Origin of the sequence: Flavobacterium microcysteis, from assembly GCF_006385255.1 — a bacterium.
Classification (GTDB): Bacteria; Bacteroidota; Bacteroidia; order Flavobacteriales; family Flavobacteriaceae; genus Flavobacterium; species Flavobacterium microcysteis.
Window position 1 is genome coordinate 171,347 of the sequence record NZ_VFJE01000054.1, and the last position, 22,283, is coordinate 193,629.

Annotated in this window: 23 protein-coding genes and 1 tRNA gene; 11 read left to right on the forward strand and 13 right to left on the reverse strand. The window is 34.8% G+C overall.

Features of this window, described 5'->3' with window-relative positions; translation table 11 throughout:
* Position 1 precedes the first annotated feature (1 nt).
* The 6 genes from FJA49_RS09715 to FJA49_RS09740 all read right to left on the reverse strand — a co-directional run bounded on the left by FJA49_RS09715 (position 2) and on the right by FJA49_RS09740 (position 5,632).
* Positions 2 to 2,143, reverse strand: a complete 2,142-nt coding sequence (locus FJA49_RS09715) for a M3 family metallopeptidase (protein ID WP_140000785.1) — start codon at positions 2,141 to 2,143, stop codon at positions 2 to 4.
* A gap of 85 nt (positions 2,144 to 2,228) precedes the next feature.
* Positions 2,229 to 2,951, reverse strand: coding sequence for a LytR/AlgR family response regulator transcription factor (locus FJA49_RS09720; protein ID WP_140000786.1), 723 nt, complete (start codon positions 2,949 to 2,951; stop codon positions 2,229 to 2,231).
* Positions 2,948 to 3,988: a sensor histidine kinase gene (locus tag FJA49_RS09725; protein ID WP_140000787.1), complete on the reverse strand. Its 1,041-nt coding sequence runs from the start codon at positions 3,986 to 3,988 to the stop codon at positions 2,948 to 2,950. Before FJA49_RS09725 ends, FJA49_RS09720 begins: the two co-directional genes overlap by 4 nt.
* Positions 3,989 to 4,043: 55 nt before the next feature.
* Positions 4,044 to 4,658: an outer membrane beta-barrel protein gene (locus tag FJA49_RS09730; RefSeq protein ID WP_140000788.1), complete on the reverse strand. Its 615-nt coding sequence runs from the start codon at positions 4,656 to 4,658 to the stop codon at positions 4,044 to 4,046.
* A 7-nt stretch (positions 4,659 to 4,665) separates the two neighbouring features.
* Positions 4,666 to 5,346, reverse strand: coding sequence for a TapB family protein (locus FJA49_RS09735; protein ID WP_140000789.1), 681 nt, complete (start codon positions 5,344 to 5,346; stop codon positions 4,666 to 4,668).
* A gap of 204 nt (positions 5,347 to 5,550) precedes the next feature.
* A tRNA-Leu gene (locus tag FJA49_RS09740) sits at positions 5,551 to 5,632 on the reverse strand.
* A 139-nt stretch (positions 5,633 to 5,771) separates the two neighbouring features.
* On the opposite strand from FJA49_RS09740, the gene FJA49_RS09745 reads away from it, so the two are divergent.
* The 11 genes from FJA49_RS09745 (at position 5,772) to FJA49_RS09795 (ending at position 16,107) form a co-directional block, all read left to right on the forward strand.
* Entirely contained in the window at positions 5,772 to 7,163 is a 1,392-nt protein-coding gene (locus tag FJA49_RS09745) for a dipeptidase (protein WP_140000790.1), read from the forward strand.
* Positions 7,164 to 7,165: 2 nt separating this feature from the next.
* Positions 7,166 to 7,633, forward strand: coding sequence for an energy transducer TonB (locus tag FJA49_RS09750; protein WP_140000791.1), 468 nt, complete (start codon positions 7,166 to 7,168; stop codon positions 7,631 to 7,633).
* Between the two features lie 94 nt (positions 7,634 to 7,727).
* Positions 7,728 to 8,177, forward strand: a complete 450-nt coding sequence (locus FJA49_RS09755) for a WG repeat-containing protein (RefSeq protein ID WP_140000792.1) — start codon at positions 7,728 to 7,730, stop codon at positions 8,175 to 8,177.
* Between the two features lie 4 nt (positions 8,178 to 8,181).
* Positions 8,182 to 8,712, forward strand: a complete 531-nt coding sequence (locus FJA49_RS09760; RefSeq protein WP_140000793.1) for an RNA polymerase sigma factor — start codon at positions 8,182 to 8,184, stop codon at positions 8,710 to 8,712.
* 4 nt (positions 8,713 to 8,716) lie between these two features.
* Positions 8,717 to 9,490 (forward strand): hypothetical protein, encoded by a 774-nt coding sequence (locus FJA49_RS09765; RefSeq protein WP_140000794.1) that lies wholly within the window; start codon positions 8,717 to 8,719, stop codon positions 9,488 to 9,490.
* A 127-nt stretch (positions 9,491 to 9,617) separates the two neighbouring features.
* Positions 9,618 to 10,049 (forward strand): toxin-antitoxin system YwqK family antitoxin, encoded by a 432-nt coding sequence (locus FJA49_RS09770; RefSeq protein WP_140000795.1) that lies wholly within the window; start codon positions 9,618 to 9,620, stop codon positions 10,047 to 10,049.
* Positions 10,050 to 10,053: 4 nt separating this feature from the next.
* Positions 10,054 to 10,425, forward strand: coding sequence for a BlaI/MecI/CopY family transcriptional regulator (locus FJA49_RS09775; protein WP_140000796.1), 372 nt, complete (start codon positions 10,054 to 10,056; stop codon positions 10,423 to 10,425).
* A complete protein-coding gene (locus FJA49_RS09780; protein WP_140000797.1) occupies positions 10,422 to 11,690 on the forward strand; it encodes a M56 family metallopeptidase in 1,269 nt (422 codons plus the stop codon). The genes FJA49_RS09775 and FJA49_RS09780 overlap by 4 nt, the downstream gene beginning before the upstream one ends.
* A gap of 24 nt (positions 11,691 to 11,714) precedes the next feature.
* Positions 11,715 to 13,145, forward strand: a complete 1,431-nt coding sequence (locus tag FJA49_RS09785) for a M56 family metallopeptidase (protein ID WP_140000798.1) — start codon at positions 11,715 to 11,717, stop codon at positions 13,143 to 13,145.
* Positions 13,146 to 13,319: 174 nt separating this feature from the next.
* A complete protein-coding gene (locus FJA49_RS09790; protein WP_140000799.1) occupies positions 13,320 to 14,792 on the forward strand; it encodes a M56 family metallopeptidase in 1,473 nt (490 codons plus the stop codon).
* 214 nt (positions 14,793 to 15,006) lie between these two features.
* Positions 15,007 to 16,107, forward strand: a complete 1,101-nt coding sequence (locus FJA49_RS09795) for a DUF4407 domain-containing protein (protein ID WP_140000800.1) — start codon at positions 15,007 to 15,009, stop codon at positions 16,105 to 16,107.
* A gap of 73 nt (positions 16,108 to 16,180) precedes the next feature.
* Here FJA49_RS09795 and FJA49_RS09800 read toward each other — a convergent pair whose 3' ends face one another.
* The 7 genes from FJA49_RS09800 to FJA49_RS09830 are packed head-to-tail and all read right to left on the reverse strand — an operon-like array spanning position 16,181 to position 22,281.
* Positions 16,181 to 16,603, reverse strand: coding sequence for a 3-hydroxyacyl-ACP dehydratase FabZ family protein (locus FJA49_RS09800; protein WP_140000801.1), 423 nt, complete (start codon positions 16,601 to 16,603; stop codon positions 16,181 to 16,183).
* Between the two features lie 5 nt (positions 16,604 to 16,608).
* Entirely contained in the window at positions 16,609 to 17,361 is a 753-nt protein-coding gene (locus FJA49_RS09805) for a PH domain-containing protein (RefSeq protein ID WP_140000802.1), read from the reverse strand.
* 45 nt (positions 17,362 to 17,406) lie between these two features.
* On the reverse strand, positions 17,407 to 17,778 hold the full coding sequence (locus FJA49_RS09810) for an MmcQ/YjbR family DNA-binding protein (protein ID WP_056072056.1): 372 nt from the start codon (positions 17,776 to 17,778) through the stop codon (positions 17,407 to 17,409).
* Entirely contained in the window at positions 17,775 to 18,179 is a 405-nt protein-coding gene (locus FJA49_RS09815; RefSeq protein ID WP_140000803.1) for a GNAT family N-acetyltransferase, read from the reverse strand. Before FJA49_RS09815 ends, FJA49_RS09810 begins: the two co-directional genes overlap by 4 nt.
* Positions 18,176 to 18,940, reverse strand: coding sequence for a cyclase family protein (locus FJA49_RS09820; RefSeq protein WP_140000804.1), 765 nt, complete (start codon positions 18,938 to 18,940; stop codon positions 18,176 to 18,178). Before FJA49_RS09820 ends, FJA49_RS09815 begins: the two co-directional genes overlap by 4 nt.
* A 49-nt stretch (positions 18,941 to 18,989) precedes the next feature.
* Positions 18,990 to 20,126 carry a radical SAM family heme chaperone HemW gene (gene hemW, locus FJA49_RS09825; RefSeq protein ID WP_140000805.1) on the reverse strand — a complete coding sequence of 379 codons (1,137 nt, stop codon included), beginning with the start codon at positions 20,124 to 20,126 and terminating at the stop codon, positions 18,990 to 18,992.
* 1 nt (position 20,127) lies between these two features.
* Positions 20,128 to 22,281, reverse strand: coding sequence for a KAP family P-loop NTPase fold protein (locus FJA49_RS09830; protein WP_140000806.1), 2,154 nt, complete (start codon positions 22,279 to 22,281; stop codon positions 20,128 to 20,130).
* Positions 22,282 to 22,283: the final 2 nt, after the last annotated feature.

A 22,283-nucleotide genomic window follows, 5' to 3' on the forward strand; every position in this document is an offset into this window, starting at 1 on the left:
ATTAACCTCTAATCTTTTTAGCAGGTTCTTCTTTTTTATCGAGTCCACGTTTTCTTAATAGCGGCTCTACACTTGGTTCTGCACCACGGAATCGCTTATACAAAACCATCGGATCTTCAGTCCCTCCTTTTTCAAGTACATTTTTGCGGAATAATTTTGCTTTCTCCGGATTGAAAAGATTTGTCGTCTTAAAGGCTTCAAAAGCATCCGTATCCAAAACTCCCGACCAGATATAGCTATAGTAACCCGAAGAATAGCCTCCAGAAAAAATATGGCTGAAATACGTACTTCTATATCTTGGAATAATTGCATCAATCAAACCAATCTTTTTCATAGAGTTTTTCTCAAATGTATTGGCATCCAATTGGATTGGAGCTGTTTGTGTATGATAATCCATATCTAAGAAAGAAGCTGCAAGATATTCAACTGTTGCAAATCCTTGGTCAAAAGTTCCTGACTTCTGTAATTTCTGAATCAGTGCATCAGGAATAACTTCACCTGTTTTATAATGTTTCGCATACATTTTTAAAACTTCTGGCTCGGCAGCCCAGTTTTCCATAATCTGTGATGGTAACTCTACAAAATCTCTTGGTACGCTTGTACCTGCAAGACTTTTATAGGTAACATTCGAAAGTAATCCGTGCAAAGCATGACCAAATTCGTGGAAGAAAGTAGTAACCTCATCAAATGTCAACAATGCTGGTGTATCGCCTGTTGGTTTTGTAAAATTACATACGATGGAAATCACCGGAGCTTTTCTTTTCCCATCAACTGTTTTCTGGCTTCTGTACGATGTCATCCATGCACCGCCTCTTTTAGAAGCTCTTGGGAAGAAATCCATATACAAGATACCTACGTGTGTTCCGTCTGCTTCTGTAACTTCCCATACGGTAACTTCATCATGATATTTTGGTACATCATTCAGTTGTTTAAACTTCAAACCGTATAACTTTTCAGTTACTTGAAAAATACCGTTTCTGGCATTATCAAGGCTAAAATAAGGTTTTAGCTCTTGCTCATCCAGATCAAAACGTTGCTTTCTGATTTTTTCAGTATAATATCTCCAATCGTAAGGCTTCACTTTATCTTTAACCCCATCCTTATCCATCATCTTTTGGATATCTGATGCCTCTGTCTTAGCGATCGCCAAAGCAGGCTTCCATAAATCATTCAAAAGTTTTGCAACATTCCCAGGATTTTTAGCCATCGATTCTTCCAATACATAAGCCGCATGGGATTTGTAACCTAGCAATCTTGCTTTTTCTCCTCGAAGATTGGCCAGCTTGATTGCATTTTCTTTATTATCTAAAGCATCATCGTGGTTGCCACGTGTTTGGTAGGCATTCCAGATTTCCTGACGCAGCTTTCTGTTCGAACTGTATTGAAGGAACGGCATCACACTGGAATTTGAAAGTGTAAAAACCCATTTTCCTTCCTTGCCTTTTGCTTTTGCATCGTCTGCCGCTGTATTTATCAATTCCTGAGGCAGTCCGGCCAAATCTTTTTTGTCTGTGATTACCAACTCATACTTGTTGGTTTCAGCCAATATATTTTGCCCGTATTTTAAAGAGGTCATCGAAAGTTCTGCATTTATCTTACGAAGCTTATCTTTATCAGCAGCTGCTAAATTTGCACCACTTCTGACAAAAGCCTTATGCAGATTTTCCAGAATTTTTGACTGTTCAAGATTCAATCCCAGGGATTCTTTTTTGTCCCAGATTGCTTTTACCCTTGCGAATAATTTTTCATTCAGGTAAATATTATCGCTATGAGCCGCCAGGTTTGGAGAAACCTCTTTAGCTATTTTTTGCATTTCTTCGTTTGTATTGGCTCCATTCAGGTTGGAGAATACGATATTCACATTCGACAACAGTTCTCCTGCATTTTCCATAGCCAATATGGTGTTTTCAAAAGTAGGAGCTGCCGTATTATTTGCAATAGCATTAATTTCTGCTTCATGTCTTTTTATTCCTTCTAAAATAGCAGGCTTAAAATGTTCATTTTTAATCTTATCAAACGGTGGGACTTCGTATGGCGTACTATACGGCTGAAAAAACGGATTCATATTTTGCTTGTTTTCTTGCGCTTCAATTGTCAGCATATTTCCAATAGCCAACAAAATGAAAAAGGATTTTTTTCTCATCTAAAAAATTTATTGAAGCGTAAATTTAGCACAAAATGGCTTTTTAAGCAGTCTTACGAATGTTAATTAAACCAAAATATTGCCTTTACCTTCGCAGTAACTTCTTAGAAACATAACCCTCAAAAAAATCATTACGGTAGTTGTTCCCTATTGGAATTTCTTGCTTTTGGATAAAAACCGTATTGTTATCAAAGGAGCTTATTTTCTGTATATTGACAACATACGATTTGCTAACACGTGCAAAGTTTTTAACCGGTAGTTTTTCATGGATTGTCTTGATATTCATAGCCGTAATTAGTCGCTGTGCATGGGTATGGATTACGACATAATCTTTTAAGCCTTCAATAAAAAGGATGTCATCAAAATCAATCCGGAAAATTTTTCGGTCGGCCTTTACAAAGAAATAATCTGCATTGACTTCCTCAATACTACTTTTTATATGGGTAACATCCAGCAAAGAACGGTAGGTCAATGCTTTTTGTACCGCCTTATTAAAGCGTTCCGGCTTAATCGGTTTTAAGAGATAATCTACCGCATCAACCTCATAACTGTCAATGGCATATTCCGGATAGGCTGTAGTAAAAATAATCAGGCTGTCGCCGGCATCGGCATGAGCCAACTCAATTCCGTTATTCCCCGGCATCTGGATATCCAGAAAAATTAGATCTACAGAATTTTCTTTGAGAAATTTTGCTGCTTCAATTGCATTGGAAAGACTTGCCAGTAGCTCCAAATCATTTGTCTTTTCAATAAGAATCTGCAATCCTTTACGTGCCAATGGCTCATCATCTACTATTATACAGTTCATATATTTATTCTTAAAATGACATTATACTGTTGCTCATCTTGATTGACTGATAGCGAATAGGAATCGCCATACAACAATTGCAGCCTGCGTTTCACATTTATTAATCCGAGTCCTCCCGTTTTTCTGGTTTTAGCAATCCGGCTAGGTTTCGAATTTATGCAAACAAACTGTAATTCGTTCTCTACGATTGAGAAAAAAATATCTACATACGATGCTTTTTCAGGATCCAAGTTATGCTTTACTGCGTTTTCAACAAAGGTGATAAAAAGAAACGGCGGCACTTGTATTCCGCTGATATCGCCTTCTTTTGAAACACGGAAATTAAAATTGTCTCTTCGCACCTTTTCAAGATTCAGGAAATCGGTGAGAAAATGAATTTCACCTGTCAATAATACTTTATCTCTGGCACTATCATACAGCTGATAACGCAATAAGTCACTCAACTTATGCAATACCTGAGAAGCTTTATCAGGATTGGTATAAACCAACACATTGGCATTATTGAGCATATTGAATAGAAAATGCGGGTTAATTTGATTTTTGAGCTGCTCTAACTCTGCCTCCATCGACAGTTTTCCCAAAGCATTTATCTGCTCATGATCGGCTATTCTTTGTTGAAATAGCCTTATAGAAGTTGATGCCGCAATTATGACAAAAAGAATAAAAAAGAAGCCTATGAAACCTTTTATCAATTCGGGGGCATTATAATCGGGCACAACCCTATAAGGCTTTAAATGCTCATTGGCGAAGCTGCTAATGCAAAAACAAATCACAATCAATAACACAACGGATAAAAAATAACCGTTCGGTTTTCCTTTGAAAAGCAGCAAAGGCACAAGAACATAAACATTGAAATAAAGTAGTAAAAGAAAAAAAACAATAGCACCAATTTTCACATAATCGTCCATGGGTGACACATATACATCTTCTCCCAGGCTGAACAACAGCAACAGACTAAATAGCAAAGCCAAATGTCGGAAAGGTTTTAGCCTTGGATCTATAAAAAGCGATGTAATGTATTTTTTATTTGCAGACAAAATGATTGATTTTTTGATTTTGATGATTGAAACCTAATAATTTTTGTTTTTAGAATTAACGCCTTCTATTTTCTTCGTTACCTATTATAGGCAGTACAATTCCTAATTGCATGCGAATGATTTTAGCATCTGTGCCATCTCCTATATTCTCTATTTTACTACCCCAGGCAACTCTTCCGTAAATGCTCACTCTTGGTCGGGACTTGGTGATGAATTCAAACCCTGCAACCCACGTAGAAGATCTTTCCTTAAAAGCAGCGTTCCTATTATCCAAAAGATATTTGTCTTTGTCCGTGAGAACATTTAGCTGCGGTCCACCAATGAGTGAAAACTCCGAACTAAGATTTAAACGAGCCAGAATCGGAATCGAAAAATAATTCAGTTTTTTATTTCCACCTTCTATCCCCGTGCCATTATTCACAAAATAATCCTTCGTACTTAGTCGAGTCTGCTGATATAGTGCTTCGACTTGTATTCCCAATTCAGGTATAAAATTGATTCCGGCATAAGCACCTACTTCAAAACCTACATAAAGTTTTTTAGTAAATGCATCCCCTTTAGCGCCGCTAAAATTTGTCCCTCCGCGAACACCAAATAAAACTGGAGATTGTGCTGAAACAGCCCCGCTAATACCCATACAAAAAATAAAAAACAAGATTTTACTTTTCATAACAGTCTCATTTTTTGTTTTTTGTTACAGTAACCGTAGTTGTTTCCAAAAGCTTTCCATCTTTATGAGCCTCAGTTTTCACAACTCCAAATCCGGGAACAAACCATTCGTGAATTTCTAATTTCATCGGTATCCCTATTCCAATAATTTTGAATCGGACATCTAAATCAAATCGGATCTTCATGCAGTCTTTCATCCCCATAGGTGTGTTGATTTTTTCCGGGCCAACTACCTTTCTGTCCTTAATCTTGAAAGTCACATTCATTTTTTTTCCCTTAACCTTTCCGTTGATAACAAATTCAACTTTAGATTCCAGTTGTTGACCGGCTTTCATCGTTGCCGGATAGAACAGATATTGCTCTTGAGGCTGTACTCCGTCATCCATCATAGGCATTTGGAAACTGATTCTCAAACCACTTCCATCACATTTAATTTTTGCAATCTGTGGTTCGCCTGCTTTTCCATTCTTATCATACTTTATTGACGAATAAACTGAGGAAATCTCATTGCCGTTTACCGTTACATCTGTCGGTTTGGCAACTTCTCTTTCTTTAAAAGTTCCATCAGTTAAAACCGTTCTGGTTTCGATTGATGTGTTTTCTGAAAAATAATAATAGTTTTTGCAGTCCTGAGCTTTTGCAAAAGCCCCAATTAACAGCAATAATGCTGTAATGCTTTTTGTTTTCATGATTTTCTTTTTTTGATTGATGGGATAAAAATAGAAGGATCAAAAAAAAGAAATCGGGGCTTTTATACGTATGAAGGCAGCTTTTATACGAATGCAGTTCTGCATTATACAACTGTAAATTGATCGTTTGGAAAACAATTCAAAAAGAGGCAACTTGAAGAAAACAAAAAAGCCTGTTTGCTTTGCAAACAGGCTATCTTTTTGTGCGGGTAATAGGACTCGAACCTACACACCTTGCGGCACCAGATCCTAAGTCTGGCGTGTCTACCAATTTCACCATACCCGCAGTAGACAGTTGATTTTGACTAGTGTCTCAATCGAGGTGCAAATATAGTCATAGTTTTGAACTTTCAAATAAAAAATTAAAAAAAAATAAAAATTCTTTTTTTGTATTTTTGGCAAACAACATATCAATTTTACCTTTCATGGATACTTTAAAAGATTACGTTCAGAAAAACAAAGAACGTTTCCTCAACGAACTTATTGATTTACTGAAGATTCCATCTGTCAGTGCAGATTCTGCCTATTCACAAGATGTTATCGATACCGCTAATGCTGTCAAAGCTAGCCTGGAAAAAGCAGGCTGTGATTTTGTTGAAATTTGCGACACACCAGGATACCCTATCGTTTACGGAGAAAAAATAATTGACAAAAACCTTCCAACAGTATTGGTTTACGGGCATTATGATGTTCAGCCGCCAGACCCATTGGATTTATGGACTTCACCTCCTTTTGAACCAGTTATCAAAAAAACGGATTTGCATCCGGAAGGTGCCATTTTTGCCAGAGGTGCCTGCGATGACAAAGGACAAATGTATATGCACGTTAAGGCGTTGGAATATATGGTACAAACCAATAACCTGCCATGTAACGTAAAATTCATGATTGAAGGCGAAGAAGAAGTCGGTTCAGCAAGCTTAAGCTGGTTTGTGGAAAGAAACCAGGAAAAACTTAAAAATGATGTCATCCTGATTTCGGATACGGGAATGATTTCCAATACGCAGCCGTCAATTACAACAGGATTACGCGGATTGAGCTATGTAGAAGTTGAAGTTACAGGACCAAATCGTGATTTGCATTCCGGATTATATGGTGGAGCTGTAGCGAATCCTATTAATATCTTAGCTAAAATGATTGCTTCACTTCATGATGAAAACAACCACATCACGATTCCGGGATTCTATGATAAGGTAGAAGAACTATCGGACGCCGAAAGAGCTGAAATGGCTAAAGCGCCTTTCTCTTTAGAGGCTTATAAAAAAGCGCTTGATCTTAACGATATCTATGGTGAAAAAGGGTATACAACAAACGAAAGAAACTCCATCCGTCCTACTTTAGATGTCAATGGAATCTGGGGAGGTTATACCGGAGAAGGAGCAAAAACAGTTATTGCCAGCAAAGCCTTTGCTAAAATTTCAATGCGTTTGGTTCCAAATCAGGACTGGCATGAAATCACAGAATTGTTTACAAAACACTTTGAAAGTATCGCTCCAAGCGGCGTAACAGTAAAAGTAAAACCGCATCACGGTGGACAAGGTTATGTAACTCCAATTGACAGCATCGGTTATCAGGCAGCAGCAAAAGCCTATAACGAAAGTTTTGGAGTACAACCAATTCCTGTTCGTTCTGGAGGAAGTATTCCAATTGTAGCTTTGTTTGAAAAAGAATTAAAAAGCAAGACTATTTTAATGGGATTCGGTTTGGATAGCGATGCCATCCACTCACCTAACGAACATTTTGGCGTATTCAATTATTTAAAAGGAATTGAGACTATTCCGTTGTTTTATAAATATTTTGTGGAGCTTTCTAAAAAGTAATCATGACACATCATCACTCTAATACCCTAAAAGGATTAGCTCTATTTTTATTGTTTCTTTTGTGTAATAGTTTTGCTTATGCCCAAGAAGAAACAAGTCAGCCTATAAAAACGGAAAGTCCTAAACTTAAAAAAGAAGAAATTCTGCAACAAGTAAATTGGGATGAGAATAAAGTTTATTCTGCAACCGAAAACACTCCTGCTCAATTTGAGGGAGGGATGAAAGCTTTTGCTGCATATATTAGTGCAAACTACAAAGTCCCTGGCAATGTTGAAGGCCCCATAAAAATTGTAACGGCTTTTGTTATTGACTTGGATGGAAGTGTTGTAGATATAAAAATTATACGTAGTGCAGGACATGAAACAAGCAAAGAGATGATTAGAGTTTTAAAAGCTTCACCTAAATGGAAGCCCGGATTAAAAGACGGGATTCCTGTGAGAACCGCTTTAACTTTACCTATAAACTTTTAACACATCCGCTCAGAAATGGGCGGATTTTTTTATTCCAACCTTTTTAAAACGTTTCGCATCTTTATAAGAAAGACCTTTAAACTTATATTGAACTATGAGAAACTATTTATTCATGCTCGCAATCCTGGGTTGTTCTTTTACAAGCTATGCCCAAAACAACATAGAGCCTACCGCAGTTGATCTTTCTAAAAAAGAAAATCCCGCAGAATGGATTTTGGTATATGCCCCGGACGGATTAATGGGTTATATAAATCGAGAGGGTAAAGAAATCGTACCGCCACTTTTTACAATGATTTATCCATTTGGAGAGTACAAAGAAAATTGGGCTCGTGTTGAAATTTTAGGAGATCTAACCGGTTTTATCGATACTACCGGAAAATTTGTCGTTGAGCCAAAGTACGAGTACATCGAGAAATTTGGAAAATATAGAGAAGATTGGGCGTTGGTTTGCATAGATGATCAATTTGGTTTTATAAATTCACAAGGAAAAGAAATCGTCCCACCTATTTATTCAGAAATTCCTTTTATCAATAAGAAAGAATAATTCAATGTCAGAAAACGAATTCATTATTGGCTGCCAAAAACAAGACGCTAAAATTCAAAACAGTGTCTACAAAACCTATGGACCGAAAGTCTTTGGAATCTGCAAAAGATATATGAAGGACCGTGAGCGTGCTGAGGAAATGACTATGAATTCTTTCCTAACCGTTTTCCAAAAGATCAATCAGTTTAAAAATGATGGCAGTTTTGAAGGTTGGATTTTAAAAATCACGGTCAATTGCTGCTTGATGGAATTGCGTAAGAAGACCGCTTTTTCGAATGAGTTTCCTCTTGAAAACATCCAATCTGCTAATGAAAATGAAGTCCTTAAAAGCCTGCAAGAAAAAGACATCGATACCATACTGTCAATTCTGCCCGAAGGAGCCCGGATTATTTTCAATCTCTACGCCATTGAAGGATACAAACATGCGGAAATTGCCGAAAAACTTGGCATATCGGAAGGAACATCAAAGTCGCAATTGAATTATGCCAAAGAAAAATTAAAAAAGATTTTTTTCAATTCACAATCTAAAAACTAAAACCATGACTGATAATCAGCTATATGATTTCTTTAAAACCAGGAGCAATTCCTTTGATGAAATGCCTTCGGATATACTGTGGAATAAAATCAATAAAGAACTAAGACCTGAAACTTCTCCAATCTCGAACAATGCTATTTTAAAGAAAATAGCGCTCTTAATTCTGGCAATTGCATTGGTATTACTTCTTATATATCTATTTTCAGATAAATCCGAGCAGACACCTTCACCTGTGAAAAAGGAGACCATTACAAAAGATAAAGGAATTGTAAAAATCGACAATAACCGTAACATTCAGGAAAATATCGAAAAAGCAACTTCTGATACCACCAAAAGAAAACGTATTCCTTTTAAAAGGATCAGTCTGCTCCCTGCAAAACAAGTCGTTCCTATTCCATCAAATTCAATGACTATTTTGCCGGACAGTATAAAAATTATAAATCCGGCAGTAAACGACACTCTTAAGCACAAACCCCAAATTTTAGGACATCGATATCTTTATGAAAGCAAAGAACAGCTAACGAAAGAAGAATTTGACCTTTTCGTACAAGAAGTTTTAAAAGAAAACGAACTGCAATACGGACGCCTCCTTGTTATAAAATCTAAAGGACATATTCCTGTCAGGAAATTAATAAAGAAGACTCCTAAAGGCATCCAATTAACTGATGACAAAGTAAATTTAAGTCCTAAGCCAGTATTTTTCAGAGGCAGGATTATTGTGGATACAATTTCCAATGCTAAAAGAGACAGCATACCCAAGGTAAAAGCCAATAAATAGTATACTTCACATATAATTTTAAAAATCCATCTATACGGTGGATTTTTTTATTTCAAAAAAAATACGCTCTACACTTGTAGAATTGAATTTTATTTCTACATTTGTAGAGTAATTACAAAAATACAGAATGAGGATTAAAAAAATAGCACCCAAAATTTTTGCATTGCTATTCATTTTGACCCTATCAGGTTGCAAGACCAATCGGATTCGAAAGAATGAACGCGTTGGAAGATGGGTCGAATTTGATACGATAGAAGGTAAAATATATAAAAGCGTTGGAAGATATAGAAATGGGATTGGAAAAGGTACTCACCGACAGTTTTCTGATAAAAAGTTAGTTCGGGAAGAAAAATATAAGAATGATATCTGCCATACCATTTATTATCATGAAAACGGCAAAGTAATGACAGAAGGATATACAAAAATGGTCGTGACGGAAAAAGAAATCCATTGGTTTTACAACGGTGATTGGAAATTTTATAATGAAAATGGCCAACTGTTAGGAATCAGGACTTACGAAAACGGCAATGCAATTAACGAAATAGAAATACAACAATAAACCCATGCAATTATCCAACTCAGAAGAACAATTGATGCAGCATCTTTGGAAACTAGAAAAAGGTTTTATGAAAGACCTGCTTGAATGTTATCCGGAACCAAAACCAGCTACAACAACCATAGCCACTTTATTAAAGAGAATGGCCGATAAAAAATTTGTAGGCTATAATGAAATTGGCAACTCAAGAGAATATTATCCCTTAGTAGAAAAATCGGATTATTTTTCTAAACACGTAAATGGGCTGATTAAAAATTTCTTTAATAATTCAGCTTCACAATTCGCTTCTTTCTTTACGAAGGAAACCAATCTGACACAAAAAGAACTGGAGGAACTCCAAAAGATTATTGACAAAGAAATTCAAAAAAAGAAAAAATGATCGACTTCCTAATCAAATCATCACTTTGCCAGCTTATCCTTTTGGGTGTTTATACTCTCTTTCTGGAAAAAGAGAAAATGAGCACTTTCAACAGAGTTTATCTTTTGGCCAGTTTGGTGATTTCATTTGCGATCCCGTTTATCAAATTTGAACCGGTACATGAAGAATTACAACAAAATTTGATTCCGTATGCAGTTCAAACAATACAAGCCCAAGCCATTTCGATAAAACAGCATTCCGATTATTCTGTATCGTTTTTATGGATTTTGTATATATCCATAACTTCTATGTTCATTTTCCGATTTGTAAAAAATCTATTGACGATTACCAAAAAGATAGAATCAAACCCAAAGAAAAAATTTGAAAACTCAACTTTAGTTCTGGTTAAAGAAAAAATAGTACCTCATACCTTCCTGCATTATATTTTTATTAATAAAGAAGACTATGAAAATCGAAATATTGAAGAAGAATTATATACCCACGAATTAACGCATGTCCGACAAAAGCATACAATTGATATTCTGATAATTGAGATTTTAAAAACTCTTTTTTGGTTTAACCCAATCTTGATTTTTTACAAAAAAGCAATACAGCTCAACCACGAATTTCTTGCAGATGCAAAAGTCGTGAAATCCTATAATAATGTTCCTTTTTACCAAAGCCTGCTTTTGGAAAAGGCATCTTGGAACAGCAACTCTTACTTGGCCAGTAACTTGAATTTTTTAGTAACCAAAAAAAGATTAATTATGATGACTAAAACCACATCAAAATCGAGAGCACTGCTCACAAAATTATCGGTACTGCCAATTTTAGCCGGCCTGATTTTCTTCTCATGTTCTGAAACAGGCAATCAAAAAGAAGAAACTCTGTTAGCAACTAAAGAGCAAATTATAAAAACAGAAGAACCAATCTTAGAAAAGCAAGAAACGCAGAAGATTTACGAAGCTTCGCCAGGGAAATCTGATGATGGGCTCTCAGTGCCAAAGTTTCCAGGCGGTATACCGGCTTTTCACGAATTTGTTAAAAAAGAATACAAGATACCTTCTGATTTTAAAGGTAAAGGAAATGTCATTGCTTCTTTTGTAGTTGAAACTGATGGAAGTCTATCAGACATTAAAATCCTAAAAGATTTAGGAAATGGAACAGCAGAAGAATTTGTGAGATTGTTAAAAACCTCTCCAAAATGGCATCCAGGAAATTTAAAAGGAAAAGCGGTAAGAGTTAAATATAATATACCAATATATTTAGACTCTAGAAATACATAGAAAACGAATCAATTTTCATTAAAAATGGAAGCCTTTTTATTAAAATCAACAGCTTGCCTAGCTTTCTTATTTGGAATTTATTATTTGTTTTTTGAAAAAGAAAAAATGCATCAATTCAATAGGTTTTTTCTATTATTCAGCCTGCTATTTTCTTTGGCAATTCCTTTTATAACCATAACGGTTTATCATGAAATCGTTATGCCTATACAAGTTCCGACTATTATAGAACAAATACCTAGGCAAGCTCCTATTATTGTAGAAGAATCTACAAATTACACCACATCAATTCTGTGGATTTTATATGCATTAATAACTTTTATTTTGGCAATCAGGCTTTTTCTGAACATCAATAAAGTCAGAAATAAAATCAAGAATAATAGAAAAGAAAAAATCAGTGGTGCAACATTGGTCTTAATAGAAGAAAAGATTTTGCCTTATACTTTTTTGAATTATATCTTTATCAATAAGAAAGACTATGAAAATCGAAATATTGAGGAAGAATTATACACTCATGAATTGACCCATGCCAGACAAAAACATACGTTCGACATTTTATTTATTGAACTTCTAAAGACTATTTTTTGGTTCAATCCAATACTGATTGTATATAAAAAAGCAATACAACTCAACCATGAATTTCTCGCAGATGAGAAAGTGGTGAAATCTTATAACAATGTTCCATCTTACCAAAACCTACTCTTAGAAAAGGCATCTTGGAACAGCAACTTTTACTTGGCCAGTAACTTGAATTTTTCAGTAACCAAAAAACGATTAATTATGATGACGAAAACCACATCAAAATCAAGAGCACTGCTCAAAAAAATAGCTGTATTGCCGGTCTTAGCTGGTTTGATATTTATTTCTTGTATAGAAAATTCAGCTATTGCAAAAGAAAACAAATCAGCAAAAGCAGGTGTTAATTGGAATGATGCCGTAACCTATAATCCACAAAATATGCAATCTCTTAATGATATCCAAGAAAGAGAAGCCTCTTATTTTGCAGGCGTAAGGTTTATTATTTACAAATCTGGTATTCAGACAAAAAAGAAATTGGAAGGTAGGGACATCCTATTTGACAAAGTATATGAAGAACTGACTACGGAAGACAAAGAACGTTTAAAACCGTGGATATCAATAATCCCAAAAGGGTATGTAAAAAAGTCTCCTACTCAGAATGAACTGGATGGTTTTAAAAATCAAGAATCTTATGCTGTCTGGATTGATGGCGTGAATGTTAAAAATAGTGAACTGGATAAATTTAAGCCTGCCGACATTGCCTTTTTTTCAGGAAGTGTGATCTTAAAAAATGCCAGAACCAAAAAACATCCACAACCATTTCAGTATTGGTTTTACACACATGATTATTTTGACAAAAATGAAATGGGAAAAGCTCCTGAAAAATATGTAGGTGATAAAATGGAAATTTTCAAAACAGTAATTAAAAAAACAGCTTAAGTTTCTCCATAAGAAAACGGACAAAAGGAAATCTATTGCTAACACAATACAAAAGGCTACTAAGAATTCCTTAAATAATTCTGGAATACAATTTGTTTCATTTTCACAATTGAACCCGATCCGAAATAGAAGAATTTCAAAAGATTATTAACAAAGAACTCAAAAAAAGAAAAAATGACAGACTTCATCATAAAATCGACCGTCAGCCTGATCATACTATTAGGCATCTACTATCTTTTTTTAGAAAAAGAAAAAATGCACAGATTCAATAGGTTTTATCTTTTATTCAGCCTGGTTCTTTCTTTTGCGATTCCTTTTATTACAATTGAAGTAGCGGTTGAATCTTTACCAAAACCTTTAGTATCCCAATCGGTTCCGGCTCCGGCTCCGGTTTTGACACCTACTCAGGATCAGGTAATCGCTTCCAGAGTCACTACAATACAGGAAGCGGAAACGAATTATATGCCGATTGTACTTTGGAGCTTATACGCTCTGGCTACGGCATTCCTGGTTATACGATTCGGAAAAAACATCTACAGCTTAATCCTAAAAACTAAAAAAAGCCGAACGGTCGCTTTTAATTGTTCCACACTGGTCTTATCTAAAGAAGAACAGCTACCGCATACGTTCTTAAAATACATTTTCATAAATGAAGATGATTATAACAGCCACAATATACAGGAAGAACTGTATACGCATGAATTGACACACGTTAGACAGAAACATACTTACGATGTGCTATTCATTGAAATAGTGAAGACCTTATTTTGGTTCAATCCGATATTGGTCTTTTACAAAAAAGCAATACAACTCAACCACGAATTTCTCGCAGACGAAAACGTGGTAGAATCTCATAAAAATGTTCCATTTTACCAAAATCTGCTTATCGAAAAGGCATCTTGGAACAGCAACTTTTACTTGGCCAGTAATTTGAATTTTTCAGTAACCAAAAAACGATTAATTATGATGACTAAAAACACATCAAAATCAAGAGCTTTGCTTAAAAAAATAGCCTTAGTGCCTATTTTAGCAGGACTCATATTTGCTTCATGTATAGAAAAAACGGCTGCTAAAGACAAAGAGCCTGAAGTTTGGATAAACGGAGAGCGAGTTAAAGACAGTGAAATGCATTTGCCTATTTCTAATTGGAAGAAGAATCAAGCTAATGAAAATAACCAAACCAATGAGGCAGCTTATTTTGAAGGAGTACGATTTATTATTTATAAAACCGGAACCTGGACAAAGGACAGATTACAGGGCAAAGACATTATTTTAGACAAAACCTACGAAGAATTAACTCCAAAAGAAAAAGACCGCTTTAAACCCTATCTGAGAATTCCTAAAGGTCATGTCAAGAAATCACCTACTGCGGCAGAATTGGAAGACTATAAGGATGCAAAAAAATATGCTATTTGGATTGACGATGTAAACGTAAAGAACACAGAACTGAACAACTATAGTCCGTCAGACATTGCCTATGTCCTTGGAAGTTCTGTGATGAAAAACGCCAGAACCCAAAAACATCCGCAGCCGTTTCAATTCCATTTTTACACACACAACTATTTTGACAAAAAACAGATGGGTAAGGCTCCGGAGAAATATCCGCTGGATAAGGTTGAAATTTTTGATAAAATAATCAAGAATTAAATACGACAAATAGGAGTCTCATAAATACAAAAGGGAAAAATTTGTAGTTAGTTATAATCTCCATTATAAATCCGCCTTTCGGCGGATTTTTTTATCCCTAAGCCAAAACATATCAACATTTTATAACATTTCTTGAAATTTGGCGTTACTTTTGCAGACATCATCATCAATCATAATATTGGACACGTTTCCAATATTCTAATCATCAATCATTATGTTAAAAGACTTCTTTATTGTCTGCTCCGGGGTAGACAAAAAAATCATCGAAAGTTGTTCCAATGGCGAGCAAAATAAATATGCCGGAATTGGAGCCACCGTATTTTTCACTGCAGTTATGGCATTTATCGCCAGCAGTTATGCACTTTATACCGTTTTTGACAATGTCTATGCAGCCGTATTTTTTGGATTTGTATGGGGATTATTGATTTTTAATCTGGATCGTTTTATAGTTTCAACAATTCGAAAAAGAGATAGCTTTTCTAACGAATTCATACAGGCAACACCAAGGATTGCCCTGGCTATAATTATTGCCATTGTAATCTCAAAACCATTGGAAATTAAAATCTTCGAAAAGGAAATCGACACCGTGCTTTTGAAAGAAAAGAACGCAATGGCGCTGAATAACAAAAAAGAAGTTGCCAATTATTTCAAATCGGATCTTGAAAAAAACAAAGCCAAAGTCGATAGTCTCAAATCGGAAATTGTAAAAAAAGAAAAAGAGGTTAATACTTTGTATGAAACTTATATAGCTGAAGCAGAAGGAACTGCCGGAACTAAAAAACTCGGCAAAGGTCCTGTATTTAAAGAAAAGATCGCAAAGCATGATTTGGCTAAATCAGAATTGGACACTTTAAGAAAAAATAATCTGGCTAAAATTGCAGAAACAGAAAAACTGTCGAAAAAATTGGAGGCTGATCAGGATAAAAAAGTAACCGAAACCCAACCTATTATTGATGGATTTGACGGACTTATGGCACGAATCAATGCATTGAACAAATTGCCTTGGCTTCCATCCTTTTTTATCATGCTGTTATTTCTGGCGATTGAAACTTCTCCAATTATTGCAAAGCTGTTGTCTCCAAAAGGAGAATACGATTTTAAACTGGAAGATATAGAAACTGCATTAAAAGCTACAATCAGCCAGGATAAGTATCAGAGAGAACTACTTGTAAAAACCAGCGCTCAGATGCACGATAAGGTTTATGAAGATATCGCTACGGATAAAGGATTATTCGACTTGCAACGCAAAAAGGCAAAAGAACTTTTGGAATTGCAAGCCCATAATTTTGTAGAAAAACAAAAACGTACTTTATAGTACAGCATAACCAAAAATAAAAGGCGAAAAGTATCGGATACTTTTCGCCTTTTTTATATCAAAGTTTTTATTCCTAAACGGCTTCTTCAATTCGGATACTCATCCAAGAGCCTTCCATAACAATGTCGTCACCGACATACGCTTTTCCGGATTGCTTGATTATCTTTTCGCTTAATCGCAAATTCTGGATAACAAACTTCACCTGATCGCCAAATAGGACGCCTTTTAAAAATTCTGCCGTTTCAATATAAGCCAAAGCAAAGATCCCATTGGTGACTCCCAATAACCGAACACCTGCTCCGCCGCATTGTGCCATCGATTCCAACAAGATAGTTCCGGGAACATAATTAAATTCCGGAAAACTGCCTTTTAAGATAAAATTCGTATCGTCAAAAGTCTTAATGGCGACTATCTGCTCTTTATCTACAGACACAATTTCATCTACAAATAAAAAGGGTGCTCTATGCGGTATCAGGTTTTCTATATCCTTGCTCATGGTCGTTACATATGACTTAAAATTTCTTTCTTCAAAGCATCGTATTCACCTTGCATGATGAGTCCGTTGTCCAACAATTTTTTATAATTCTGCAGTTTTTCGAACAGTTCATCCTGAGACAATTCTCCTAACGTTTTTTCCTTTGCAACTTCAGGCTTTTCGTCCGGATATTGCTTTTCATCTCGGTAGCCTGATTGAGAAACAGGAATGATTTCGGCAAAATCGGTTACTTCTTCAGTTTCTACTTCTTCAATAACTTCCGGCTCTTCAACCTCAGCGAACGTTTCTGCAACGATTTCTTTTTCCTGGAATTCTTCTACCACTGGCTCCTCAACAAAAGCTTGTGCTGCGACAACTGGGCCATTCTTTAATGTATCTAATTGTTCCTTCGCAAAAGTATAAATCTTTCTTGCTTGCGTTTTTGGAAGATAATCGATAGAAATAGTCAAATCCGTTTTAGTTGTAAATGAAAACTCGGAACCTAAGATATTCTCTTTTACAAAAGTTCCGGCAATATCATCCCATGTATAATCTGTGAAATCCATCGACAGTCCTAAATTTTTAGGCTTGCAGATAATAATTCTTTTATTTGTAAGCACAATACTATCTGGAAAAACCGTAATAGCCGGTTTTTTTTGCACTCCTATATAGCCTATTTCCTCATTCTTCATGAGTAGATCGGTCAGTTTTGAAGTAATCTTTTCGATTGCTTTTGGATCTTGTTCTTCGTTTAAAAACTTTTTAATTTGTTCTTTCATCTTTCAGTTGCTGAATTTGTAGACTTATATCTACAAAAGTAATACCTAATTTTTTAATTCAATAATTTCAGTTTGGATTTTCTTTGTTAAGCTTTTGAAAACCAAATCATAGGAATGATCAATAAGTTCCCTTACCATTTTATCCGTAACATCACCATGCAAGGAAACTGTATTCCAATGGACTTTGCTCATATGGTAGCCCGGTTTTATATCGTCAAACTCAGCTCGCAGTTCTTCTGCACGTTCCGGGTCACATTTTAAATTGATAGACGGTGTTCCTTTTTCCCAGCCGCTAAGCGAAGAAAGTGCAAACATTTTTCCGCCAACTTTAAAAACCAGCGTGTCTTCATCGAAAGGAAAATGTTCTGTTACTCCTTTTTTAGAAAGACAGTACTCAAAATAGGCTTGTATGTTCATTCTCTTATTATTTTTTCCATTTGTTTTTCCGGATTGGCCAATGCTCCAAATCCAAATTTCTCATATAAAAAGTGAGCATCTGCTGTAGCCAGTCGCCATGTCTTGACTTTTTTGAAAGCAGGCTCATTTAATAATTTGTCCATTAACAGTGAAGAATATCCTTTTCCTTGCTGTTCTTCCACTATAAAAACATCCATAATATACGCAAAAACAGCATAATCGGTCACCACTCTTGCAAATCCTATCTGCTTTCCATTGGTATAAATTCCAAAACAGAAAGAATTCTCAATAGTTGTCTTGACTTCTTCAAGAGTTCTTCCTTTTGCCCAATAGGTGTTGGTCAGGAATTTGTGGATAAACGAAATATCCAATTTGTCTTTATCTGTAGAAATTCTTATCATATCTTATATAAAACAGGTTTACTTGGGCTTGCATCATTTTCAAAAGAAGCTATTTGCAGGTTTAGCAGATAACTGCCGTCCTCTACTTCATCAGCTACAAAAATTAGCTCTGTAATCGTCGCATCAAATCGGGCATCATCATTCAGGTCATGAGTGTTTTTTACATTCCAAAATGCCTTGTGAGCCAATAGCTTTCCTTGGTCTTTTTCCTTGTCAACACTTGGCAGATCAATCAGCAAATGTTTGATTCCTCTTTCTCTGATAAAAACTGCTGCCTTTTCTTCCATATAAGGCGGATTAGTATCCGAATATTTCCTGGAAAGTTTTTCGTCAACATTTGGCAAGGTTCTGATTACAATGGCTTCGGGAAATTTTCCATCTAATGCCTTTTCTATCTGGTTTTTGGTTATTACCAAATCTTCTCCCCGAGGTTCCGGTTCGACAGAAACTAATTCTGCTGTAAAGAAAAAGGTTTTGAGGTATTGGTTAATGCTATAGAATTCTTTTGTAATGTGCCCTAAGCATTCTGTGTGCGTTCCATGTCCGTGCGGATTGAAAAAGATATTATTGAAATTGGTCGAGGAACTTCCTTCAGAAACCTTCCCTACCCAATGTCCAAAGCGAACAGGCTCAATGACAGGTTTTTCTATATACCAGGCGATAGGATTCTCATCTGTATTTGTCAATGTGATGGAAATATCAATGGGCTTCGAAAGATCAACTTCAAAATTTTGGTTATTATGCTGGATTTTTGCAATCATTGTTGAATGTTTTGATTCCTTTTTGCAAAAACCCGTGTGGCTTTTACATTTAATCATTCAAATTTATCAAAAACAAATCACTTGCAATTCCATCTGCCAAAAACTTTCCTTTTGGTGTTGTTTTCAAGATATTATTTTCGACAGCAAGCAATCCGTCAGCGATAAACTTTTCCGATTGCCTTTGGAGATATCCCAACACTTCTTGTCCAAATTCTTTTTGAATGCGTTCAAGCGAAACGCCCCATATAGTGCGAAGACCTGTCATGATATATTCATTATAACGGTCATTTTCTGATAAAATTTCGACTTCGCTTGGTAATTTCCCTGCTTCAATTTCTTTTAGATAGATTGGGTTGTTGGCAATATTCCAGCTTCTGGAAATTCCATCATAACTATGCGCAGATGGACCAATGCCAATGTATTTTTTCCCTAACCAATAGGCTGAATTGTTTTTAGAGAAATAATCTGGCTTGCCAAAATTAGACAGCTCATAATGTATGAATCCGTATTCCTGAAGCAATTCTACCAGAATCATAAAATGCTCCTGAGCCACATCATCTTTAGGTTCAGAAACTTTTCCTGTCTGTATCATTTTTTTTAAAGCCGTTTTGGGCTCTACCGTCAAGGCATAACTTGAAATGTGCGGGATATTAAAACGCAGCGCTGTTTCTATATTCTGTTTCCACATTTCATTTGTCATTCCGGGAATGCCATAAATCAGGTCGATAGAAATATTGTCAAAATAGCGTGTTGCTGTTTCTAAAGATTTTTTGGCTTCTTCCGCATTATGCGCACGATTCATCATTTTGAGGTCGTCTTCAAAAAAGGACTGAATACCAATACTCAAACGGTTAATGCGACTGCCGGCTAATCCAATAATACGGTCATCTGATAGATCGTCAGGATTGGCTTCCAGAGTAATTTCTGGATTTTCTGCCACTTTAAAATTGGCATATACGGCATCAATCAAAAAAGCCAGTTCCGCATCTGACAATACCGAAGGCGTTCCGCCACCAAAATAAATGGTTTCTACGATTTCGTTTTCAAATTCCGATTTCCGCATCTGAATTTCTTTTACCAGCGCCTGTACCATTTCTTCTTTCTTTTTCATGGAAGTCGAAAAATAAAAGTCGCAATAATGGCAAGCCTGTTTGCAAAAGGGAATATGGATGTAAATACCCGACAAATTATTGTTTATTTTCTGATTTTAGTTTTTCAAATTTATACCAAAAAATAAATTGTTTTAAATTATCTTCTTCAGAATTTTCATTATAATCATCAAATTGGGCATCATTTTTATCGTTGATTTTCTCTACAAGAACTGGATTAAATTCAGATAATTTGTCATAAATAAAGTCAACATTTATCAATTCTTTTAAATAGCTATAATTATCATATTCTAAAGCTCCTATGTAAGCATTATTCCAAACACCAGGAAAATTTCTTATTAATTTACCAATTCTTTCTTCACTAATAAGTGTATCTTTAATGTACTTGTCGAATGCTTCATGATTAGTTTCTTTCCAATAATGCATTATCATCTTATTTGAATTCTGTAGAATTAAATAAAAAGGTTCTTCTGTTGTAAACTCATTTTCTGCTTTGTCAGAAATTAATTTGATTAACTCTGGTTTGATAACTGAATCTTTAAATTTTCTCGAATAATGACAAAGTTTATTTAAATCAAGAAAACGAGATAATCTTAATGAAATTTCTTTATTATCGTTTTCAGAATCAGAGGATAATTTTGAACCAATCAATTCGATTAGCTTTAATTTATAATCTAAACCAAACATATCTATTCCTGACTCAGGTATAATGGATATATTTTTAAGCATAAACTCATAAAAGAAATTACGGCCTTTTTTAACCGTAATATTCTTTATTAGAAATTCAATCTTATCAAAAACTTTATTTTGTTGAGTTTGTTCTAAAAAAAGATTTTCAATTGTGGTTATCAAACCATCTTCGCTTTTTTCGGCAATTAATTTTTCTATCTCTATAATTTTATTGGCTGAAAACTTCCTCATTATATGAAATGAAAAATATTTTTCAAAATGGTCTTTAAAGTTTATTCTTAATTCTTTTTCTAAAATATCTGGACCTATCTGCTGTTGGCTATAAGCCGTTTGTTGCGTTGGAAAAAGAAAATCTATAACTCTTGCGACATTATTAAAATTACCCATCAGATGTTTTCGCATACCATTTGGGGTCTCTCCTCTTTCAATACTATCATTAAAATCAATGATTTTTCCAACAAAAACTGTATTATTTGAATAATTTTTTATCGTATTATAGCACTTTTCATTTTTAATTTTTATATACTCAATCCAAAACAAATCTCTTAAGTTAACCTCATCGCCTATTGCAAACGCACTAATAAAAAAACTATTTAAAGTTCTTATAATTTCTCTTGGCGATTCAAAATAATATCCTGAAAATTCCCCATTTATTTCCTTAAACGCTTCATTAAACCTTTCTTTATTTTCGACATTCAATGCATTCTTAATTTGAAAAAGCTTGGATTCAAAAAAAAATTTTAAATCGACTTGTTCTATTCTGGGAACATGGATTGGTATATTAATTATTTTTTCTAAAAACATTTTGCCATCATTGTTTTCTTCGCCAAATCTATTCTTAATGGCTTTAGAAACATAATCAATATCAAGACTAACAATAAAAATAAAATTATTAAAACTTGCATTTAATTTAATAAGTTTCAAAATGGTGTAAATTTCATTCTTATCTAACCTATCTATATCATCTATAAAAACGATTACTTTAAATTTTGCATCATTTATAGAATCATTTACTTTATTCTTTAAGGATTCTAATGTAATTTGTTCTCCTGCCAAATCCTCACCTAGGGCTTCAAAAATTTTATTTGCATCAAATGAAACAGATGTTCCTAAACTTCTTGGAATTCCAATTGTAGTAGAGATTTTTATTGCCTTTAAATATTTACTATATCTGGTGATTTGATTTCCAATTTTTTGCAGAATGGTTTTCTTTTCAACATAAAACATTTTGGCTAAACCATCGAAAAATTCGAAAAGCATTTCATCCTCGTTCGAATATCGCCAAGGATTAAAATGATATTTTAGATATTCTTTCGCATCTTTATTTTTTTCAAAATGCTCAATTTTATTCTCAATTAAATTTAACAAAGAGGTCTTTCCTTCTCCCCATTTTCCATAGATACCAATAGTAATTGGATCTGGATTATCTGAATTTAATTGGATAAGTTTTTGGACTTTTTCAGCATAATGCTTAAAATTAAACAAGTCCTCTTTTACATTATTGATAGGATTGTCTCCTAAAAAATGAGTTTTACCAATCATAA

What these genes read in the sequence shown, in the direction of transcription:
- FJA49_RS09785 (WP_140000798.1), top strand. Translation starts at nt 11,715, where the DNA reads ATGGAAGCCTTTTTATTAAAATCAACAGCTTGCCTAGCTTTCTTATTT.
- FJA49_RS09765 (WP_140000794.1), top strand. Translation starts at nt 8,717, where the DNA reads ATGACTGATAATCAGCTATATGATTTCTTTAAAACCAGGAGCAATTCC.
- FJA49_RS09815 (WP_140000803.1), bottom strand. Translation starts at nt 18,179, where the DNA reads ATGATAAGAATTTCTACAGATAAAGACAAATTGGATATTTCGTTTATC.
- FJA49_RS09750 (WP_140000791.1), top strand. Translation starts at nt 7,166, where the DNA reads ATGACACATCATCACTCTAATACCCTAAAAGGATTAGCTCTATTTTTA.
- FJA49_RS09720 (WP_140000786.1), bottom strand. Translation starts at nt 2,951, where the DNA reads ATGAACTGTATAATAGTAGATGATGAGCCATTGGCACGTAAAGGATTG.
- FJA49_RS09805 (WP_140000802.1), bottom strand. Translation starts at nt 17,361, where the DNA reads ATGAAAGAACAAATTAAAAAGTTTTTAAACGAAGAACAAGATCCAAAA.
- FJA49_RS09755 (WP_140000792.1), top strand. Translation starts at nt 7,728, where the DNA reads ATGAGAAACTATTTATTCATGCTCGCAATCCTGGGTTGTTCTTTTACA.
- FJA49_RS09760 (WP_140000793.1), top strand. Translation starts at nt 8,182, where the DNA reads ATGTCAGAAAACGAATTCATTATTGGCTGCCAAAAACAAGACGCTAAA.
- FJA49_RS09790 (WP_140000799.1), top strand. Translation starts at nt 13,320, where the DNA reads ATGACAGACTTCATCATAAAATCGACCGTCAGCCTGATCATACTATTA.
- FJA49_RS09770 (WP_140000795.1), top strand. Translation starts at nt 9,618, where the DNA reads ATGAGGATTAAAAAAATAGCACCCAAAATTTTTGCATTGCTATTCATT.
- FJA49_RS09780 (WP_140000797.1), top strand. Translation starts at nt 10,422, where the DNA reads ATGATCGACTTCCTAATCAAATCATCACTTTGCCAGCTTATCCTTTTG.
- FJA49_RS09820 (WP_140000804.1), bottom strand. Translation starts at nt 18,940, where the DNA reads ATGATTGCAAAAATCCAGCATAATAACCAAAATTTTGAAGTTGATCTT.
- FJA49_RS09800 (WP_140000801.1), bottom strand. Translation starts at nt 16,603, where the DNA reads ATGAGCAAGGATATAGAAAACCTGATACCGCATAGAGCACCCTTTTTA.
- FJA49_RS09830 (WP_140000806.1), bottom strand. Translation starts at nt 22,281, where the DNA reads ATGATTGGTAAAACTCATTTTTTAGGAGACAATCCTATCAATAATGTA.
- FJA49_RS09745 (WP_140000790.1), top strand. Translation starts at nt 5,772, where the DNA reads ATGGATACTTTAAAAGATTACGTTCAGAAAAACAAAGAACGTTTCCTC.
- FJA49_RS09715 (WP_140000785.1), bottom strand. Translation starts at nt 2,143, where the DNA reads ATGAGAAAAAAATCCTTTTTCATTTTGTTGGCTATTGGAAATATGCTG.
- FJA49_RS09810 (WP_056072056.1), bottom strand. Translation starts at nt 17,778, where the DNA reads ATGAACATACAAGCCTATTTTGAGTACTGTCTTTCTAAAAAAGGAGTA.
- FJA49_RS09775 (WP_140000796.1), top strand. Translation starts at nt 10,054, where the DNA reads ATGCAATTATCCAACTCAGAAGAACAATTGATGCAGCATCTTTGGAAA.
- FJA49_RS09735 (WP_140000789.1), bottom strand. Translation starts at nt 5,346, where the DNA reads ATGAAAACAAAAAGCATTACAGCATTATTGCTGTTAATTGGGGCTTTT.
- FJA49_RS09795 (WP_140000800.1), top strand. Translation starts at nt 15,007, where the DNA reads ATGTTAAAAGACTTCTTTATTGTCTGCTCCGGGGTAGACAAAAAAATC.
- FJA49_RS09730 (WP_140000788.1), bottom strand. Translation starts at nt 4,658, where the DNA reads ATGAAAAGTAAAATCTTGTTTTTTATTTTTTGTATGGGTATTAGCGGG.